At 62.3% G+C, this 20,136-nt stretch carries 18 protein-coding genes; 2 read left to right on the top strand and 16 right to left on the bottom strand.

The genetic code is table 11. From position 1 onward, the window contains the following. Positions 1–4 precede the first annotated feature (4 nt). Positions 5–1,591 (top strand): GMC family oxidoreductase, encoded by a 1,587-nt coding sequence (locus FEV51_RS07165; protein WP_138617399.1) that lies wholly within the window; start codon positions 5–7, stop codon positions 1,589–1,591. Beyond that, positions 1,581–1,949 (top strand): YkvA family protein, encoded by a 369-nt coding sequence (locus tag FEV51_RS07170; RefSeq protein ID WP_222927443.1) that lies wholly within the window; start codon positions 1,581–1,583, stop codon positions 1,947–1,949. The genes FEV51_RS07165 and FEV51_RS07170 overlap by 11 nt, the downstream gene beginning before the upstream one ends. Before the next feature lie 54 nt (positions 1,950–2,003). On the opposite strand, the gene FEV51_RS07175 is transcribed toward FEV51_RS07170, so the two are convergent. The 16 genes from FEV51_RS07175 to FEV51_RS07250 all read right to left on the bottom strand — a co-directional run bounded on the left by FEV51_RS07175 (position 2,004) and on the right by FEV51_RS07250 (position 20,122). Further along, complete coding sequence (locus FEV51_RS07175) at positions 2,004–4,409, bottom strand: TonB-dependent receptor (RefSeq protein WP_138617401.1); 2,406 nt, start codon at positions 4,407–4,409, stop codon at positions 2,004–2,006. A 262-nt stretch (positions 4,410–4,671) separates the two neighbouring features. Continuing rightward, on the bottom strand, positions 4,672–6,018 hold the full coding sequence (locus FEV51_RS07180; RefSeq protein WP_138617403.1) for an ammonium transporter: 1,347 nt from the start codon (positions 6,016–6,018) through the stop codon (positions 4,672–4,674). Between the two features lie 32 nt (positions 6,019–6,050). Continuing rightward, entirely contained in the window at positions 6,051–6,389 is a 339-nt protein-coding gene (locus FEV51_RS07185) for a P-II family nitrogen regulator (protein WP_138617405.1), read from the bottom strand. Between the two features lie 140 nt (positions 6,390–6,529). After that, complete coding sequence (locus tag FEV51_RS07190) at positions 6,530–7,231, bottom strand: endonuclease/exonuclease/phosphatase family protein (RefSeq protein WP_138617407.1); 702 nt, start codon at positions 7,229–7,231, stop codon at positions 6,530–6,532. 5 nt (positions 7,232–7,236) lie between these two features. Beyond that, positions 7,237–7,794, bottom strand: coding sequence for a pyridoxamine 5'-phosphate oxidase family protein (locus FEV51_RS07195; protein WP_138617409.1), 558 nt, complete (start codon positions 7,792–7,794; stop codon positions 7,237–7,239). Next, positions 7,794–8,678 (bottom strand): alpha/beta fold hydrolase, encoded by an 885-nt coding sequence (locus tag FEV51_RS07200; RefSeq protein WP_138617411.1) that lies wholly within the window; start codon positions 8,676–8,678, stop codon positions 7,794–7,796. The genes FEV51_RS07195 and FEV51_RS07200 overlap by 1 nt, the downstream gene beginning before the upstream one ends. Before the next feature lie 37 nt (positions 8,679–8,715). Then, on the bottom strand, positions 8,716–10,239 hold the full coding sequence (locus tag FEV51_RS07205; RefSeq protein WP_138617413.1) for a peptide chain release factor 3: 1,524 nt from the start codon (positions 10,237–10,239) through the stop codon (positions 8,716–8,718). A 14-nt stretch (positions 10,240–10,253) separates the two neighbouring features. Then, positions 10,254–11,006, bottom strand: a complete 753-nt coding sequence (locus FEV51_RS07210; RefSeq protein WP_138617415.1) for an SDR family NAD(P)-dependent oxidoreductase — start codon at positions 11,004–11,006, stop codon at positions 10,254–10,256. After that, a complete protein-coding gene (gene pheT / locus FEV51_RS07215) occupies positions 11,003–13,393 on the bottom strand; it encodes a phenylalanine--tRNA ligase subunit beta (RefSeq protein WP_138617417.1) in 2,391 nt (796 codons plus the stop codon). The genes FEV51_RS07210 and pheT overlap by 4 nt, the downstream gene beginning before the upstream one ends. Next, positions 13,390–14,550: a phenylalanine--tRNA ligase subunit alpha gene (pheS, locus tag FEV51_RS07220; RefSeq protein ID WP_138617419.1), complete on the bottom strand. Its 1,161-nt coding sequence runs from the start codon at positions 14,548–14,550 to the stop codon at positions 13,390–13,392. The genes pheT and pheS overlap by 4 nt, the downstream gene beginning before the upstream one ends. A gap of 83 nt (positions 14,551–14,633) precedes the next feature. Continuing rightward, a complete protein-coding gene (locus tag FEV51_RS07225) occupies positions 14,634–15,530 on the bottom strand; it encodes a helix-turn-helix domain-containing protein (protein WP_138617421.1) in 897 nt (298 codons plus the stop codon). Positions 15,531–15,627: 97 nt separating this feature from the next. Beyond that, positions 15,628–16,476: a helix-turn-helix domain-containing protein gene (locus FEV51_RS07230; protein WP_171033066.1), complete on the bottom strand. Its 849-nt coding sequence runs from the start codon at positions 16,474–16,476 to the stop codon at positions 15,628–15,630. Between the two features lie 160 nt (positions 16,477–16,636). Beyond that, complete coding sequence (gene rplT, locus FEV51_RS07235) at positions 16,637–16,996, bottom strand: 50S ribosomal protein L20 (protein WP_138617425.1); 360 nt, start codon at positions 16,994–16,996, stop codon at positions 16,637–16,639. Positions 16,997–17,025: 29 nt separating this feature from the next. Continuing rightward, complete coding sequence (gene rpmI / locus FEV51_RS07240; protein WP_138617427.1) at positions 17,026–17,229, bottom strand: 50S ribosomal protein L35; 204 nt, start codon at positions 17,227–17,229, stop codon at positions 17,026–17,028. Between the two features lie 123 nt (positions 17,230–17,352). Next, complete coding sequence (locus FEV51_RS07245) at positions 17,353–18,096, bottom strand: SDR family oxidoreductase (RefSeq protein ID WP_138617429.1); 744 nt, start codon at positions 18,094–18,096, stop codon at positions 17,353–17,355. Positions 18,097–18,139: 43 nt separating this feature from the next. Then, positions 18,140–20,122, bottom strand: a complete 1,983-nt coding sequence (locus FEV51_RS07250) for a sulfatase-like hydrolase/transferase (protein ID WP_138617431.1) — start codon at positions 20,120–20,122, stop codon at positions 18,140–18,142. Positions 20,123–20,136 lie beyond the last annotated feature (14 nt).

The following is a 20,136-nucleotide window of genomic DNA, read 5'->3' on the forward strand; positions in this document are numbered from 1 at the left end:
TGCAATGGATGAGTTCGACGTAATCGTGGTCGGCAGCGGCAGCGCGGGCAGCGCGGCTGCAGGACGGCTGGCGGAAGCGGGCAAGAGCGTGTGTTTGCTGGAGGCTGGCGGGCGCAACGAACATATGTTCACCCGCACACCGGGCCTGCTGGCGATGATGCCGAAGAAAAGCCTCTATGAATTCGATACCGAACCGATGGAGGGACTTGGCGGGCGTGTCGGCTTCCAGCCGCGGGGGCGCGGATTGGGCGGATCGAGCGCAACCAATGGCATGGTCTATATTCGCGGCAATTCCTGGGATTATGACAATTGGGCTGCGCTGGGCTGCACGGGCTGGGCTTGGGACGATGTGCTGCCGGTGTTCAAACGGGCAGAAGATAACCAGCGCGGGGCCGATGCCTTTCATGGTGTCGGCGGGCCGCTGCATGTGCGCGAGCAAGTGTCGCCAAGCGCAGTGGGCGAAGCTTTTGTCGAGGCGGCAGGACGGCTCCAGCTGCCGCTGAACGATGACTTCAACGGCCCGCGCCAAGAGGGCTTCGGCCTGTATCAGGTAACCCAGAACAATGGCGAGCGCTGGTCTTCCGCGCGCGCTTTCGTGCATCCCAATGAAGGGCGCGAGAATTTGCACCTGCGGACCGATGCGCTGGTGGAAAAGATCATCATCGAGGCCGGGCGCGCGGTGGGTGTGCAGGTACGGCGCGGCAAAAAGGTGGAGACGCTGCGCGCGCGCGGCGGCGTGGTGCTGTCAGCGGGAGCCTTCGGATCGCCGCAAATCCTGATGCTGTCGGGCATCGGCCCCCGCGGGCAATTGCAGGAACACGGCATCGAATGCCTGATCGATAAGCCTGCCGTGGGCGACGACCTGCAGGACCATTGCGATTATATCGTCGGCTATGATCTGGATGATCCATCGCTGTTTGGCGGCTCGCTGAAAACCGTGCTCCGTGTTGCGCAAGCCTTTGTCGAGCATCGCCGTCACCGCACCGGGATGCTGACCACCAATTATGCCGAAAGCGGCGGCTTTGTGACACTGGGCAAGAATGCCCCCGCGCCCGATATCCAATATCACTTCATCCGCGCGATCATCCAGAACCACGGCCGCGACAAGGTGGCGGAACGTGGGTTCTCGCTCCATGCATGCGTGCTGCGGCCTGAAAGTCGCGGCTGGGTCAAACTGGCCAGCGCGGACCCCGCCGCTGCGCCTGCCATCAATCCCAATTTCCTGTCCGACCAGCGCGATATGGACTTGCTGAAGGAAGGCGCGCGGCTGATGAACCGGATTGCGCAGACCCCGCCGCTGTCCGATCTTGGCGCGCGCGACCGGACGCCTGTCGACTATGATGACGATGCCGCGCTGGAGGCCCGCATTCGCGAGGTTTCGGACACGATTTACCACCCGGTCGGCACCTGCCGCATGGGCAGCGACGATGCCAGCGTGGTCGATCCCCGGCTCAAGGTGCGCGGCGTGGACGGTTTGTGGGTAGCTGATGCCAGCATCATGCCGCGGCTGGTTTCGGGCAATACCAACGCCCCCAGCATCATGATCGGCGAACGCTGTGCGGGCTTTGTGACCGAGGCGCTTGCTGGATAAGCTGAAACTGTGGGCACTAGCCCTCAAACGCGACGCGATCGCGCTGTATATCGCTGCGCGCGACCGGCGCACGCCAATGGCGGCGCGGCTGCTGGCGGCGGCCACGGCGGCCTATGCGCTCAGCCCGATCGACCTGATCCCCGATTTCATTCCCGTGCTGGGCTTGCTCGACGATCTGATCATTGTGCCGCTGGGTATCTGGCTGGTGATCAAACTGATCCCTGCCGAACTTATGGCCTCCTACCGCGAGCAGGCAGCACGCTTTGCCGACCGCCCGACCTCGACCGCAGGCGCGGTGTTCGTAATTGCGTTGTGGCTGCTGTCTGCCGCGATTTTAGGGCTGGTGTTCCTGCGATAAAGGAAGGGGGCCGAAGCTCGTGCCCCGCCCCCCTCCAGACCCGTCCAGGGCGTGTCAGAAGCTCTGGCGCACAGTGATCCCGTAAGTGCGCGGCGTGTTGACGCTATAGGCCAGCCGCGCCCGTCCGCCGCGTTCACGGTCAAAACTAAGCAGAGCGTTCTCGTCGAACAGATTGTTAACATAGCCGACCAGCGACAGCCCGCTGTCAAAGTCTACGCCCACGCTCATATTGACCAGATCATAGGACGGCAGCAGCAGATCGACCGTAGTCGCCGCCGTGGCCGGAGCCCCGCCAAACGGCAGGCCATGCACGAAAGTACGCGGGTTGTTTTCCTGATCCGCAGGCTGCGTATAGCGCGTGCCGATATGGCTATACGTCGCCGAGATATAGGCATCCGCACTATCGCCGACGGGGAATTCATAGCTGCCCGAAGCCGAGACCTGGAACTTGGGTACCGACGGCAGGCGATTGCCTTCACGAATACCCGTGGCGGTAGTCAGCGCGCCGGGCAGCGTGGTGTCAAACTCGGCCTCAATCAGGCTTCCCGATACGCTGAGATCAAGCCCGGTAACAGGAGTGAAACCAAACTCGGCCTCCAAACCCATCGTATGCGCATCGGGCACGTTAAAGACGATCCGCGAGGAACAGCTGCCCGCATCCAAGGTGACCTGCAGATTGCTGATGTCGTTATAGAAGCCTGCGACGTTGGCGTAGAAACCGCGACCACTAGCCTTGGCGCCGACTTCGTAATTCCACAGCGTTTCGTCATCATATGACTGGAACGAGCCAAACAGCGCCGCATCGGGGCCACCTGGAACACCGCCATCGCAGAGACGAATGTTAAGCGGATCGTTCACGCCGCCAAGCCGGAAGCCCTTCGACGCCTGCGCATTGAGGGTGACAGAATCGTTGATATCATAACTGAGCAGAACGCGCGGGCTGAACCCGTCTGATGTCGTCTTGTCCCGGCGGTTATCGCCATTGGCAAACAACCCGCCCGAAATAAACCGGCGCTCTTCGACGAAGTCGTAATAGCGCAGGCCCACGGTCACATCGAAGGCATCGGTGAGCGCGTAAGTGCCCTCGCCAAAAATTGCGATCTGCTTGATGTTGTAGGGCAAGTCGGCGTTGTATGGCGAATTGAGGTTGTCAAAGCCATTAGCGACCGCTGCCGAGGTTCCGGCCCCCAACGTCGCATCTGTCACCGCCGCATAGCCCGGCGTGGGCAGGCGCTGGCGATAGAAACGGTCGGTGGCCGAATAAAATCCGCCGAGAACCCATTGGAACGGACCGTCATAGTCCGAAGAGAACCGCAGTTCCTGCGTCAATGATTGAACATCGGTGGTATCGCGCAAATTGGAAGGCAACAGCACGCCCGCATTCGGATAGCCTAGATCGACCGAGACTGAACCGGTCAGTGCGCTGGCATCGCGGCTCACCAGGATTTCGCGGTCGGTATAGGATGTTACTGAGGTAATGACGATATTGTCGAGCGCCGCCTCAACCACCAGATCGGCGATCCAGGTTTCGTCCTCGAACCCTTCGCGCAACAACAGATATTGCTCGCGCTCGTCGAAGTTCACCTGCGGGCGAGTAGTGGTGAAATCGTTGGCGTAAAGATTGTAGATGTCCTGCCGATTGAAGCCGTTGCTGCGGACCTTCTGATAAATGATTCGCGGCGTGATGCTGACATCGGGGCTGGCCTCGAACCGCACCGCGATACGGCCGCCATAACGCTCGCCATCATTGACATCTTCACCGCCAGCCGGGCCGATCGCGTTGATGAAGCCGCCATATTGTGTGTAATACCCAACCGCGCGGATCGCCGCGTTTCCGGTGAGCGGGACATTGACTGCCCCTTTGAGGTGATAGCCAAAATCATCGCCATCCACGAGATTGACATTGGCCTCGACCAGACCCTCGGTCACACCCATGATCGGCTGATTGGTGATGTAACGGATCGTGCCGCCGACAGAGCCTGAACCGAACAGCGTGCCCTGCGGACCGCGCAGCGTCTCAACCCGGTTGAGATCGAACAGGTCAAGATCGGGTGTGAATAGCGACAGCGAGATCACAGATTCGTCGAGATAGACGCCAACCTGTTCCTTCACGCCCGGCTGGTCACGCACAACCTGGCCCGCCGACACACCGCGTACCGACACCTGGCTCTGGCCGGGGCCGAGGTTCTGTACCGACAGGCCCGCCACATTGCGCGACAGATCTTCTAGCGTTCCGGCACCCGATTTCTGAATGTCTTCCTGAGTCTGCGCATTGATCGAGAAAGGCACGTCCTGGATCGTCGAATCGCGCTTGGTCGCGGTCACGATAATGACATTTTCGTCGACTCTTTCGGCATCGGCCTCCTGTGCCAAGACAGGGGTTGCAGTCACCGCCATCGCGCTGGCACCCAACAGGGCGGCGCGGATGGTAAAGCGGCAAAGTGTCGGAGCGTTTGTCATAGTTTCCTCCTCGATCACCCTGACCGTGCGGCCAAGGGAACGCGATTGTGAATCCTCATCACGCGGCTGGCAATCCATGAACCAGAAAGAACTGTGTCATTTCATATAGTGTGTCACCTGCCTGCCACACCGCACTTTGCCAAAAAAGGGGCCGGACCCGCTATGGAATCCGGCCCTTAAAAGGTGTGTTCGCAGGTGGAACATGGGGAGGCGGGGCCGCCGAGGAGAGAGTAAAATTGGCGGCCCCGCCAAACTGGTTGGGTCAATAATTGTAAGCGCGCTCGCCATGCTCTCCCAGATCGAGACCTTCGCGCTCAACTTCTTCGGAAACCCGCAGGCCAGTGGCCAGCCGGGCGATGGTGAAGGCGATGAACGAACCGGCGGCGGCCCAGACAATTACAATCGCGACCGCGATCACCTGCGTCAGCAACTGCGCGCCAAGATCGTAATCATCACCGGCAATCTGGGCATAAGTGAAGGCCGTGCCGATCGAGCCGACGATACCGCCGATCCCGTGAATGCCAAAGGCATCCAGCGAATCGTCCAGCTTCAGTCTCGGCTTCACCGACACCACGAACAGCGCGCAGATGACCGCCGCAGCCGCGCCCAGCACAATCGCGCCGAACGGACCCGCATTGCCCGCCGCCGGAGTGACTGCGACCAGACCGGCGATGGCACCCGAACAGGCCCCCAGCAGCGATCCCTTATGGCCCAGTGCCCGCTCGGTCAGCATCCAGAACAGCACGCCTGATGCGGTGGCGACAAAGGTGTTGATCAGCGCCAGTCCGGCCGAACCATTGGCCTCCAGCGCGCTGCCTGCATTAAAGCCGAACCAGCCCACCCACAGCAGCCCGGTGCCGATTAGCGTCATGACCAGCGAATGCGGGGCCATCACGTCCTTTTTATAACCAAGACGCGGCCCCAGCAGCATGGCCCCGACCAGCGCGGACACACCCGCATTGATGTGGACCACCGTGCCGCCCGCAAAGTCCAGCGCGGCAGGTTCCCAATTGAACAACAGGCCATTGCCCGCCCACACCATATGCGCGACCGGGAAATAGACGATGGTCAGCCACACGGCTGCAAAGATCATCAGCGCGCTGAATTTCAGCCGCTCGACCAGTCCGCCGACCACCAGGCTCACGGTGATCGCGGCAAAGGTCATCTGAAAAGCGATGAAGACATATTCCGGGATCTCCACCCCATCGGTGAAGGTTGCCACGGTGCTGTCAGCGGTCACACCGCTGAGGAAGGCTTTGCCGAAGCCGGAGATGAAAGCATTGCCGCCATCACCAAAGGCCATCGTGTAGCCGTAAGTGACCCAGATGATCATGGCCAGGCTGGCCACCGCGATGATCTGGGTGAGCACCGAGAGCATATTCTTGGTGCGGACCAGACCGCCGTAAAACAGCGCAAGTCCGGGCACGATCATGGCCATGACCAAGACGGTTGCCACCATCATCCATGCAGTGTCGCCCTTGTCGACAGTGGCTACCACCGCATCGGCAGCAGCCGGGACGGCATCCTGAGCCAAGGCTACGGCGGGCGCGAAAAGCGCAAGGCTGGCGGCGCCTGCGCGGGTGCCGACGCGTGTGAAAGTTCGAAACATTGTGGAATCCCTCTTGTCCATCGAAGCGCGCCTCACAGCGCGGTGTCGCCGGTTTCACCGGTGCGGATGCGCGTCACTTCGGCCAGTTCGAGCACGAATATCTTGCCGTCGCCGATGGCCGACGTGCTGGCGGCTTGCTGGATCGTTTCGACCGCCTGCGCCGCCAGATCATCAGGCACCGCCACTTCCAGCTTCACCTTGGGCAGCATGTTGGTCGAATATTCAGCCCCGCGATAAATTTCTGTCTGGCCTTTTTGTCGGCCGAAGCCTTTGACTTCGGACACGGTCATGCCCGCCACGCCAATGACGCCGAGCGCTTCGCGCACTTCGTCGAGCTTGAACGGTTTGATGACTGCGATGATGAATTTCACGCACGCCCCCTATTCCTGCGCCAGTCCCGAATGCTGACCTTCGCACCTGCAGCAATTTCCGTGCCAAGTGCGAGAGGAGGGGTGTCAGCGGTGCAAGCGCACTGTCAGGCAAGAATATTGCCCAAAAATTGGGCGCGTGCTTATTTTGTGCGCATTTCCAGTTCAGCAACGACCGGAAGATGATCCGATGCGGTCGCGGACAGCCGCGTGTGGTGCACATGCGCGCCGTGGCAATGCCAGTGCGGCGAGGCGACAATGCGGTCGAGATGCGCCACAGGTTGGCGGCTGGGATAGCTTTTGCCCGGTGTGATCAATTGCCAGCCATCGGCAAATTCACGCATCGCGCCGGTGGTGCGGCCCCATTGGTTGAAATCGCCCATAATGATTGTCGGGCAATCCCCGTCGCAGCCATCGACAAACCCCAGCAGCGAGCGGATCTGCTCGCGCCGGCGCAGTCCCGACAGATCAAGATGCGTGCCCAGCACCCGGATCGGCTGGCCATGACAGACAATGTCGGCGCAGGCGGCACCGCGCGGCTCCAGCGTGGGCAAATCGACCGCATGGCAGTCCCCCACCAAAAACTCCCGCCGCACCAGAATCGCATTGCCATGCCAGCCGATACTGCGCGGGCGCTTCGCCAGCTGCGCCACACGCCAGGGCGAATCATCAATCTCGGAGCGCGGAAGCACGCTGGCCCGCTCGCCAATCCGCCGGTCAGCTTCCTGTAGAGCAATCACATCGGCATCGATTTCGTGCAGCACTGCCATGATCCGTTCGGGATCGCGGCGGCGGTCCATGCCCACGGCCTTGTGAATATTGTAACTGGCGAATGTGAGTTGCACCCGTGTCAATCGCCGCCAATGAAGCGGTCGGTGGGCCGGGTTGGCAAACCGTCAATGCTGGTGACGCGCGTTTCCATCTTTGTGACCCACTCATCGGGATCGGATTGCGCATGGGCTTTCTTGAGAGTCGCGCGCTCGTCACGATATTCCATGAACGGCACACCCCAGCCGCAGCTGGTCTGGACGCTTTCAACCGCGATATCGAAAATCTGCCTGGTGCCCGGTAGCAGCGTGAAATGCTCTGCAAGGCCGGCCCATTCGGCATCCTGCGGCAACACCGCGCGCCCCTTGCCATAAATGCGTAGAATCAGCGCCGGGCGGTCAAAATTGCAGAACATCAGCGTGATCCGCCCATCGGCAGCCAGATGCGCATGGGTTTCATTCCCCGATCCGCCAAGGTCGAGATACGCCACCCTGTCCGGTGCAAGCACGCGGAAAGCGTCATAGCCCTTGGGGCTGAGGTTGATCCGCGCATCCGCCGCCGCCGTGGCCACGAAAAACACCGGCTGCTTCCCGATCATCTCTACGTGCCTGGCATCGAGCTGATCGGAAAAGTCGGCCATCAGAGAAATTCCCCAATCGTTTTCATAAACAGGTCAAACTGGTCGTGATGCAGCCAGTGACCGGCCCTGGCGAATTCCACCACGCGGGCGTTGGCGAAATGATCCAGCCGCCCGTCACCCTCGGGGTTCGATGCCCAGCTGTCCGCGCCATACAGCAGCAGCGTCGGCGCCGTAATCGCACCCCAGGTCTGATGAAGGAATTCATCCGCAATATCCTCGACCGGCCAGACGTTGAGATGCGGGTCAAATTTCCAGCTGAAGGTGCCGTCTTCATTGCGGTTGACGCCGTGAATGGTCAGATGCCGCGCCTGCGCCTGCGTGAGGTAACTGTTCTCCTCGATCATCCGCGCAAAGGCATCCTCGATGCTGGCATATTTGCGCGGAGTGCGGCCCGATGCGGCGCGTTTCTTGCCGATCCATTCGTTCAGCCGCTGGGGATAGGGTACTGCGCGTTCTTCCGCCTGCCGCGACGGGCTGGGGCCAAGCCCTTCGATCGCCACGATCTTGCGCACCGTCTCGGGAAACGTCCCGGCATAGCGCAGCGACACATTGCCGCCCATCGAATGGCTGACAATCGTGACCGGCCCCACGCCCAGCTGATGCACCAGCTGCGCCAGATCATAGACCATGTCGTTCGACTGATAATTGCCATCGCTAACCCAGTCGCTGTCACCGTGCCCGCGGTGATCCATCGCCACCACATGCCAGTCTTCGCGCAGCTGCTCTGCCACCCAATCCCAGCTGCGCGCATGATCGCGCCCGCCGTGGACCAGAACCAGCGGCGGTTTCTCGCGCCCCTCTGCATCGAATTGGCCCCAATCGAGATAATGCAGCCTCAGCCGCTGCGAGATAAAGGTCTGCGAAGTCGGTCCGGCGCGCATCATGGCGCCCCCATGCGCAAATCCGCGCCCGCCCGCAAGCCTACCGCTCCTTGGTGGCGGAGAAGGCCAGCTCGGGGTTCTTTTCCTGCTGGTAGGTCACATCCCACGGGCTCTTGGCCAGAAACACCAGATCGCCATCGCGGTCGCGTGCCAGTGTGGCGCGGTTGAACTTCTCGAATTCGTCGAGCGCCTTTTCCTCGCCCTTGAGCCAGCGGGCGGTCGCGTAAGGCGAGGCTTCGAGATGCGCGGCAACCTTATATTCTGCCTCCAGCCGCGACACGAGCACTTCAAGCTGCAACTGGCCGACCACGCCGATGATCCACTGTCCGCCGATCTCGGGATAGAACACCTGGATCACGCCCTCTTCGCTCAGATCGTCGAGCGCCTTGCGCAATTGCTTGGTCTTGGTCGGATCGGCCAGCACCACGCGGCGCAGGATTTCCGGCGCGAAATTGGGCAGGCCGGTGAAACGGATCTGGTTTTTCTCGCTCAGCGTATCGCCCACCCGCAGCGTGCCGTGGTTGGGAATGCCGATGATATCGCCCGCCTCGGCAGTGTCTGCCAGCTCGCGGTCCTGCGCGAAGAACAGGATTGGAGAGTGGATCGCGATCGGCTTGCCCAGACCGCTGGGCGTCAGTTTCATGCCGCGTTTGAAGGTGCCCGAAACCTGCCGCATAAAGGCAATCCGGTCGCGGTGGTTGGGGTCCATATTGGCCTGCACCTTGAAGATGAAGCCGGTGACCTCGTCACGGTCAGGGCTGATCACCTCCTCGCCAGCGGGCTGAGGGCGCGGCGGGGGGGCGTATTTGGCAATCGCTTCGATCAGCTCGGTAACACCGAAATTCTTCAGCGCTGATCCGAAATACACCGGCGTCAAATCGCCATTCCGGTAAGCTTCCAGATCGAATTCGGGATAGCCGATCTGCGCCAGCTCGGCCTCTTCGGCGAATTGTTCGGGCAGCACCGCATCGGCGTCGCGCGTGCCCAGGAATTCCTTTGAGGGGCCTTCCGGGCGCGCGATGGCGCCGGTTGCGTAATCGAGGATGCCTTCGAACTGTCCGCCCATGCCCACCGGGAACATCTGCGGACTGACATCCAGCGCCAGCATATCCGCGATCTCGTCCAGCAGCTCGAAAATCGGGCGGCCTTCGCGGTCGACCTTGTTGACGAAGGTGATAATCGGGACATTGCGCAGGCGGCAGACCTCGAACAATTTGCGCGTCTGCGGCTCGATACCTTTGGCCGCATCGATCACCATGATTGCCGAATCGACCGCCGTCAGCGTGCGATAGGTGTCTTCGGAAAAGTCTTCATGCCCCGGCGTGTCGAGCAGGTTGAAGGTAATGCCTTCGCGCTCGAACGTCATGACCGAGCTGGTAACCGAAATCCCGCGCTGCTGTTCGATCTTCATCCAGTCCGAACGCGCCCGCCGCGCGGCCCCGCGCGCCTTAACCTCGCCAGCAAGATGGATCGCGCCGCCCTGCAGCAACAGCTTTTCAGTCAGCGTGGTCTTACCCGCGTCGGGATGCGAGATGATCGCGAAGGTGCGGCGATTGGAGGTCATCGGATAAGGGGCAATCAGCTTTCGCGCGCGATCTGGAAACCGGCATAGCTCTGGCTCACCGGCATCAGTTCGAGCGTGTTGATATTGAGGTGCGGGGGCAGCTGCGCCACCCAGCGGACGGTTTCCGCGATATCGTCGGCGGTCATGGGATCAGCCCCGCCATACAGCTTCTGATGCGCTTCGGCATTGCCGCCGGTGCGCACCATTGTGAATTCCGTTTCCACCATGCCCGGCTCGATCGAGGTGACACGCACGCCGGTGCCGTGCAGATCGCTGCGCAGGCCGAGCGTGAACTGGCGCACAAACGCCTTGGTCCCGCCGTAAACATTGCCACCGGGATAGGGGTAATTCGCCGCGACCGAGGACAGATTGATCACCGCACCATTGCGTTCGATCAGTGCCGGCAGAAGCTTGTGCGTCAACGACACCAGAGCGGTGACATTGGTGTCGATCATGGTCTTCCACTGGTCCAGATCGCTACCCTGCGCAGGCGCAGTGCCCAGCGCCAGCCCGGCATTGTTCACCAGCAGATCAATCCCGGCAAAGCTGGCGGGCAAATCGGCCAGCGCCGCATCGCGCGCGGCTTCGTCGGTCACGTCGAAACAGGCCGCATGGACCTTGTCAGCACCCAGCTCCGCGACCAGCGCTGTCAGCCGTTCCGCGCGGCGTCCGGTGGCAATACAGCGCCAGCCATGAGCAACCATATTGCGCACGCAGGCCTCGCCAATTCCGGCGGTCGCTCCGGTGATCAGGGCAGTGCGGCTCATCCGCGCAGCTCCGCGCCGTGTTTGGCGGCGGCGGCGATCACATTGTCGGAAATGGTCTTGATCTCGTCATCGGTGAAGCTTTTATCGCCCGGCTGCAGAACCACTTCGACAGCCATCGATTGCTTGCCCTCAGGCACGCCCTGTCCGGCAAAAACGTCAAACACGCGGGCATCGACGATGGCCTGTTTGTCCGCGCCGCGCACGGCTTTCACCAGATCGCCAGCGGCCAGTTCGGACGGCACCAGAAAGGCGAAATCGCGGGTGATGGCTTGCAGCGCGGGCGGCGCGTAGGGGGGGCGGGCAAAGCCGACCGCGCCCTTGCGGGCGGGAATGGCGTCGAGGAATATCTCCACCGCCATGACCGGGCCATCGACATCGAAGGCCTTCAAGGTGGCCGGATGCAGCGCGCCGAACCGGGCCAGCACATTCTTCGGGCCAAGCCGCAATGTGGCCGACTGGCCGGGATGGAACTGACTTCCCGCCTCACCCATCACCATCAGATTGGCGGCAGGTGCACCAGCCGACTCAAGCAGCGCCAGTGCCTCCGCTTTGGCATCGAAGGCGCCGAATTGTTCGGCCTTGCCACTGGCCCAGCCGCGCGGGGTCTTCTCGCCAGCCAGGATCACGCCCAGCGTCGGTTTTTCGTCGCTCCCCCCCTGCGCTCCGCGAAAATAGCGGCGGCCGATTTCGAACAGCCGCGATCCCGCCGCACCGCGATCGGCATTGCGTTTGGCGGCGGTGATCAGGCCGGGGAGCAGCGATGGCCGCATGACCTTCATGTCTTCGCTGATCGGGTTGTCGAGCGCCCACAGATCGGCGCCGTCGGCGAAATGCCCGGCGGCGTCAGCGGGGAGGAAGGACCAGGTGATGGCTTCGTTCAGCCCGCGCGCCGCAGCGGCGCGGCGCAATCTGCGTTCGCGCTGCTGCTGCGGGGTTGCGGTCGGCCTGGCGACGCCGCGCGCACGCGGCAGGGCGACGCTTGCCACCTTGTCCAGCCCGTGGATGCGGACCACTTCCTCGACCAGATCGGCAGGGCCTTCAATGTCATGGCGGCGCGGCGGGCAGGTAACCGTCCAGTCGTCGCTGACCGAGAAATCAAGTGCTTCGAGGATCGCGCGCTGCTGTTCCTGAGCAACGCTGACCCCGCCGAGGCATTCGGTCAGGCCCGTGTCAAATTTGATCACCTTGCCGTCACTTGGCGGCGATCCCGCGCGGACAATCTCGCTGGGTTCACCGCCGCAGGTCCGCACGATCAGATCGGTCAGCAGTGCCAGCCCGTCGTCGAGGAAATCAGGATCGACACCGCGCTCGAACCGCGTACGCGCGTCAGAGGCGAGGCCCAGCCTGCGCCCGGTGACGCCAATGCTCTCAGGAGCGAAATAAGCGATTTCCAGCAGCACGTCGGTGGTCTCGGTCGTCACGCTCGAATGTTCGCCGCCCATGATGCCCGCAATGTCATGCACGCCATTATCGTCGGCGATCACGGTCATCGTGTCGTCCAGCGTGTAGGTTTTCTCGTTCAGCGCCGCGAATTTTTCGCCATCGTGCGCACGGCGCGCCCTGACCGCACCGGACAGCTCGGCGAGGTCATAGACGTGGGCCGGGCGGCCAAATGCCAGCATCAGATAATTGGTGGCATCGACCAGCGCCGAGATCGGGCGCTGCCCCGCTGCGAGCAGGCGGCGCTGCATCCAGCCGGGGCTTGATCCATTGGTGACGCCGCGAATGACGCGGCCATAAAAGGCCGGGCAGCCTTGCGCATCGTCGGTGCGGATTTCGACCGGGCAACGGCCCGTTCCCGCAATTTTCGGGATTTCGACCGGCTTGAAGGTGCCAATGCCTGCCGCCGCAAGGTCTCGCGCGATGCCCATCACGCCCATACAGTCGGGCCGGTTCGGCGTGATCGCCACGTCGAACACGGGCGATGCCTGCGTGTAATCGGCGAAGCTCTGGCCGACTTGAGCGCTTTCCGGCAATTCGATGATGCCGTCATGCTCGTCGCCCAGCTCGAGCTCGCGCACCGAACACATCATGCCGTTTGATTCGACACCGCGGATCGCGCTCTTGCGCAGTTCCATGCCATTGGCGGGGACCACCGCGCCCGGCAGACCGAGCACGCCGAGCATTCCGGCGCGCGCATTGGGCGCGCCGCACACCACCTGCAACGGGTCACCCGCGCCGGTATCGACCGAAAGAACCTGCAGCTTGTCGGCATCGGGATGTTTGGCCGCGGTCAGGACCTTGGCAATGCGGAAGCCATCGAGCTTCTGCGCCGGGTCTTCGATCCCCTCAACCTCGTGACCGATTGCGTTCAGCGCGGCAGCGATGTCCGGCACGGTCGCTTCGGTGTCGAGGAAGTGCTTGAGCCATTCGAGCGAGAACTTCATGCCGCTGCTCCCACACCGCCGGAAAGGGTCGGCTGGTCGAATGCCGAAAAGCCGTAATGGTCCAGCCAGCGCTGGTCGCCGTCGAAGAAGGCGCGCAGATCGTCCATTCCGTATTTCAGCATGGCAAGCCGGTCGACGCCCACGCCAAAGGCAAATCCCTGCCATTCGTCAGGGTCCAGCCCGGCAAAGGTGATGACCTTGCGATTGACCATGCCGCTGCCCAGCAATTCCATCCAGCCGTGACCCGGCGCATCGCCATCCCCGCCCAGCACGCGGCGGGAGCCATTGGGCCCCTTGACGTCCTGCCAGCCGACATCGACCTCGACACTGGGTTCGGTGAACGGGAAGTAGCTGGGACGCAGGCGCAGCACGATATCGTCACGCTCAAAAAATGCCTTGAGGAAGGTTTCCAGCGTCCATTTCAAATGGCCGAGGTGGATATCCTTGTCGATCACCAGCCCTTCGACCTGATGGAACATCGGCGTGTGCGTGGCGTCGCTGTCACTGCGATAGACCCGGCCCGGCGCAATAATGCGGATCGGTGCGCCCTGCTTCATCATGCTGCGGATCTGCACCGGACTGGTGTGTGTGCGCAGCAACATGCGGGAGTTGTTTGCAGCAGTGTTCGCCCCAGTGTTCGGCGCCTGATCAAGCGCTTCATCCGCACCCTCTTGCGGAAAATAGAACGTGTCATGCATGGCGCGTGCGGGGTGCGTTTCGGCCATGTTGAGCGCAGTGAAATTGTGCCAGTCGTCCTCGATCTCAGGCCCGGTGGCGACTGAGAAACCCAGATCGGCAAAGATTTCCGCCAGCTCGTCCATCACCTGGCTGACCGGATGCACCGATCCGCGCGGAGCCTCTGGCGCGGGGAGCGTGAGGTCGAGCGTCTCGCTCGCCAGTCGCCGCTCAAGTTCTTCAATTTCCAATGTTTCTTTGCGCGCGGCCAATGCATCTGCAACCGTAGTGCGCAGCGCCTGAATAACGGGAGCCTGCGCCTGACGTTCCTCGGGCGACATCTTGCCCAGCGTCTTCATCAGCGCAGAAATCGAACCCTGCTTGCCCAGATATTCGATCCGCAGCGCTTCCAGCGCCGGGGCATCTGTGGCGGCAAGAATGCGCGCCAGCGCTTCGCTCTGCAATGTGTCGTTGGTGGTCATAGGAAAATGTTTCGGTGATTGCGGGGAAAAACGTGCTGCGCCCCTAGCGCTTCGCGCGCCCGTGCCCAAGCCCCAATCGGCGGTTACGCCGGGCGGGCGGGCCGATGCAGCCCCTGCACTGCTTCACCCGCCACCGACTTGCGCACCTGTGCTGCGGCCATCATCACGGGATGCGGCAGAGCGGCATATTCGGACGGCGTCATTGTCATGAAGCGCTTGAAATCGCGGACGAAATGCGCCTGGTCATGGTAATGTGTGTCCAGCGTCTCAATCCATTTCAGCGACGGGTCGAGCATGAAATGTGCAAGACTGCGCAGGAACCGCTGACGGCGCAGCAGCATTTGCGGCGTAAACCCAAAGGCGGAGGCGCAGAACCTTTCAAGAGTGCGCGGCGTAGTCGCGACAGCGGCGGCCAGCCCGGCAACATCCTTGATCGCCGGATCGACCAGCGCCGCCTGCAACCGCACCAGTTCTGTTTCGCGCCGTGGCGGCGGGTCTTCAAGCAGGCGGGTCAGATAGGCGACGATTGTATCGCGATCTTCGGCAACGGTGCGGCCGGGGGCGTGCAGCCGCCTTGCCAGCGGCCCCAACCGGGCCATCGCCGGATCGCTTTCGGCGTTGCAAAGACGATCCGCATAATCCTTCGCCGAAGCACCCACGAACCGTGCCCAGCCAAGCGGCAACAGGCCGATCCCCCAGCTCTTCACATTGCTGGTACGGAACAGGGTGGCATAGCTGGTCGGCCCCGCCGCAACCGCGCGCGGCATCATCGCGACCGGCTGGGTGCCGATCGCTGCTTCCACCGAACGGCGATTGAAGATGCGCAGATTGGCCCATTCGGGGTGTAGCCAGTCTTCAATCGGATTTGCCGCCTCGCCCGAAACTTCCATATAATACAGCGTTGTGATGAAAGGCTTCAGCTGCTCCGGCGGCAGGAAAAAGCGCAGGGTCACACAGTCATCGGGCTGAGGACGGCTCATACAGGCGCGATCCTGTGATGATGTGCAAGAAGCTTTATCGTACCAAGAACAGCCATTGACCTGATCAGGTGTCGTAAAGATGCATGGTCTTCAAGCGTTATTTCGGCTTATCGAGGGTTTGCACTGCGGACCCCATAACCCGCTGCCGCTCGGTCATGATTGCTGTCATGATCGGGCGCGGAGCCTCGACATATTCGCTGGGGCTGACCCCCATGAAAGAATGAAACTCGTGAACGAAATGGGACTGGTCATGATATTGTCTGTCGATGGCATCCGACCAGGTGCTTTGCGTATCGAGCATAAAGGCACTCAGGCTACGCATCAGCCGTTGGCGGCGCAGCAACACATGCGGTGAGAAGCCGAAATGCCTGAGACACAGCCGCTCTAGCGTGCGTTTGGGCACCCCGGCAGTGGCGGCCAGATCGGCCACTTGCATTTGACCGGGATCGACCCGTGCGGCGTGAACCGCCAGCAACCGCGCCGCATTGCGCGGCTCACGCCCGATCCCGCGAAAGAATGAAACCAGCGCTGCAAATTGCCGGTCGTCGTCGGCCGGACCGCGGCACAAATGGGCGCACAGCGGCGCGAATTTCGCAAACTCAGCAGTTGTCTCGCCATCGGCAAGCGTGTCGGCGAAATTGCTGGCCTTCACCCCCACAAAACGCGTCCAGCCGAGCGGCAGCAGCCCGATGCCCCACATTCGGGTTCGGCCAACAGAAAAGTGGGTTGGCCGCGAACTGGGGCCTGAGACGACGAAGCGCGCACCGCTTAACGCAGGGTTGTCACCGATTTTCCCAGACGGGAGATGGGCGGTGAAAAAGCGCAGCGTGCCCCATTCGGGTTGCAGCTGCTCGGTGACCTTCCGACCCTTGGGCACATCGATGTCGAACCGGATGAAGGTCGTGAAATAGGGAGCAAGATCCTCTGGTAGCGCAAAAAAACGCATATCAATCCGGCAATCCTGATGCAAGTGCGCCCCCTTAATCGCGCCCCACATCCGGCTGTAATAACGCGCCAACACATTGCAAATAAATACCGACCGACATGAAAAAAGGGGCGCTCCTCACCGGAACGCCCCTTTTCAAATTGTCTGCGATGGCAGGGCCTTAGGCGGGAAGCGCCTTCTTGGCCTGTTCGATGATCGTCTTGAAGGCAGCGCCTTCGTTCATCGCCAGATCGGCCATCACCTTGCGGTCCAGCTCGATGCCGGCCAGTTTGGTGCCGTGCATGAACTGCGAATAGGTCAGGCCTTCGGCCCGGACCGCAGCATTGATGCGCTGGATCCACAGGGCGCGGAAGCTGCGCTTCTTAACCTTGCGGTCGCGATATGCGTACTGGCCAGCCTTTTCGACTGCCTGGCGCGCAACGCGGATGGTATTCTTGCGGCGGCCGCGATAGCCTTTGGCCTGCTCGAGAAGCCGCTTATGTTTGGTACGGGTGGTTACACCGCGTTTGATACGGGACATGCTCTAGTACTCCTGAAAAACAGACGGGCTCAACCGAGGCCGTAGGGGGCCCATTTCTTCACCGCTTTGAAATCGCATTCGGCGAGAACGGAAGTGCCGCGGTTCTGGCGGATGTACTTGGCATTGTGGCTCATCAGACGGTGGCGCTTACCAGCGACGCCGTGCTTGATCTTGCCCGTAGCGGTAATCTTGAAGCGCTTCTTGACGCCGCTCTTGGTCTTCAGCTTGGGCATTTTCATCTCCTTGGTCAGAGACACGTCGAACCAGCCCTGGCAGCCCTTGTCGCCAGGCCGGCACATAAATCACGTGTCGGTGAAGCGCGCGCTCCTAGCGAAACTGGCCAGGAATGCAAGCTTTCAGAAGTGGGCGAGATAGCCGCCATCGACCGCGATCGTATTGCCGGTGACATAAGATGCTTCGTCGGAGGCGAGAAAGGCGACCGCGCCCGCCACTTCGTGCGGTTCGCCCCAGCGGCCCAGCGAAGTGCGCCGCGCCAGATGCGCGGCAATCTCGCGGTCGGCCACCATGTCGCGATTCGCTTCGGTGGCGAAGTAACCCGGTGCGACTGCGTTCACAGTGATTCGCGCGGACCCAAGCTCCGCCGCCAGCGCGCGGGTCAGCGCGGCCAGTCCGCCCTTGCTGGCCGTGTAAAGCGCATCGCCGCGCGCGATTTCCGCCGCGATGGAGGTGATGTTGATAATACGCCCGGCCTTTCGCGCCGCCATCAGCACCGCAGCGCGGCGCGCAAGGTCGAAGGGCGCGACAAGATTGGTCTCCAGCATCGCCCGCATATCATTGCGGTCAAGCTGGCCCAGCGGCCTGCGGTCACGGTTGCCGGCATTGTTGACCAGGATGTCGAGCCCGCCCTCTGTCTCCAGGCGCGCGACAGCTGCTGCGGTCGCCGCGTCATCGGTGATGTCGAAAGGCAGCGACTGCGTATTACCGCCGATTCGCTTCGCCGCTTCATCCAGCGCCGCAACACCGCGCCCGCCCAGCCACACCTGCGCACCGTGCTGCGCCAGACGCTCGGCAATGGCGAACCCCAGCCCCCGCGCCGCGCCGGTCACCAAAGCGACCTTACCTTGCAAACTCTCTGTCATCGCCGCTTGTTAGTCGATCCGGGCCGCCTTGCCACGGGCCAATTCAGCGCCGCGAATGTTCGCGCCAGCGCTCGCTACCCCAGCGTGCGATGGCCACATCGGCGCGCTGGCGGTCTTTCCCAGTCAAATCCTCATAAGGCGCGCAGCGGTTCGCCTCGACGAAACACGCCAGCCCCGTATCCAGCCGCAGACTGGTGAGCGCGCCATTTGGGCCGGACAATCCAATGGCGGTCGGGGCATCGAGCGAGCCGATATGCAGGAACGGCGGCACAGTGGGTACTTCTGGAGTTTTGCCGCGCAGCGCAGCCAGCGCAATCGCCCGGATATCGGACAGGCCAATCGGACCGTCAGGCAGCACCCCGGGCCGGTTCGCCACCAGCAAGGTCGCGAACTGGCGCGTGTTGATGATATGGCCGTGGCCAAGGAACCCGCCTTCGAACAGATCCTCACCATGATCGCCGGTCACCAGTAGCAGCGTGTTGTCCCACACTCCCTGCGCCTTGAGGCGCGCGATCAGCGTCCCCAGCGTAGCATCGGCATGGGCCACCGCGTTCCAATAGGTGGCCGCGACCTCCTGCGCCCGTTCAGCGGATATCTCCGCGCGATCGAGCGGCTCCGCCACCAGCCGAGGCGCGACACCTTCATGGAAATAGGGGAAATGCGCCGACTGGAAATTGAAATAGAGGAAGTGCGGTTGCTCCCAAGCTATGCCGCCCAGCGCCGCATCAAAGGCGGACAACAGGTGGCTCTCATCGACCAGCAGCGACCCCTTGGCGGCAAACTCAAAGGCCCGCTTTTCCCTGAGCGCTTCGGCATCGACGAACACATCCGCCGCGCTCCGCATCGCGACCGTCGCGGCGATGTCGCCAAAATCCTCGGGCTGGCCCGAAAACACGCCGATCCGGTAACCGCTGGCATCCAGATCGGTGAACAGCGAAGCATCGCCGCGGCGCGGGGCAAGCTGTCCGGAGAACAGCGATTTGAGGCTCTCGGTCGTAAATCCGACATGGCTGTACACCGGCCGCGCGACATCGCCGGTTTGCGCCAGAGCTTCGAGATTGGGCGCCACCACCTTGCCGCCGATCCGCTTGCCCAGCACATCGCCCCGCGTCGATTCAAGCACGACAATGATCAGATTCGTCCGCGTGCCGGCCAGCCGCTGCGGCCCCTGTGGCGAGCTTAGCGGGACCAGCACCAGATCGCCGCCATAGCCGTCTTCGTCCACGCCATTGCCCGGAATATCCAGCGCCAGCGGGTGGCGCGTATCATCCAATGGTGCCGCATCATGCTGGACCGCGAACAGGCCATAGCCATCGCGGTCGACATCGCTGAGCGTGTTGAGTGCGCCATTGGCCGCTGACCAGCCCAGCATCCGCGCCAGCCCAAAAGGCGCATCGGTTCCGCTCCGGTTTGCCGTCCAGCTCAGCCCGGCGAACAGCGCTGCGGCAATCACCAACCAGCGCCCGCGCGAAGGCCGGGCGGCGGGCATATCGGCGGGAAAAACGCGGCGCGCGGCGCGCCACAGCACAAAGGCCGCCAGCGCCAGCACAGCCAGCGCCAGCAGTGCCATCCCGATCTCGCTCAGTCCGAACAGCAGCGCATCGGCCAGGCTGCCCCCACCCAATTGCTTGAGCAGGGCAAAACCGACCGCATCGCTGAAAAAAGAAGCCAATTGATACTGCGCTGCCAGAATAGCCAGAAACAGCGCGCCGTTGATCAGAGCGAACAGGAAGCACACCGCCCACGCGGGCCGAGACCGCGCCAGCCTGGTGGCCAGCCACCACCCGGCCAGCCCGATCAGCGCCTGAGCGACGAAATAGCCGCTGAAAAACCATGCGAGGTCAGCCGCGCTATCAACCGCGCGCGATTGCCCGAAACCGCCGGTAAAAATGCCGTATTTGCGGTCTGCCAGTGCCAGCTCGATGGCCGTGACAGCCGCCATGACAAACAACGGAAACGCCCGCAAAGCGCGCGACATTGCGTCGCTTGGGCCAGCCGATGCTGAATTGTCCGCGCCTGCTGTCATGCCGCTCCCTCTGC

Origin of the sequence: Qipengyuania marisflavi, assembly GCF_005884405.1 — a bacterium.
Lineage (GTDB): Bacteria > Pseudomonadota > Alphaproteobacteria > Sphingomonadales > Sphingomonadaceae > Qipengyuania > Qipengyuania marisflavi.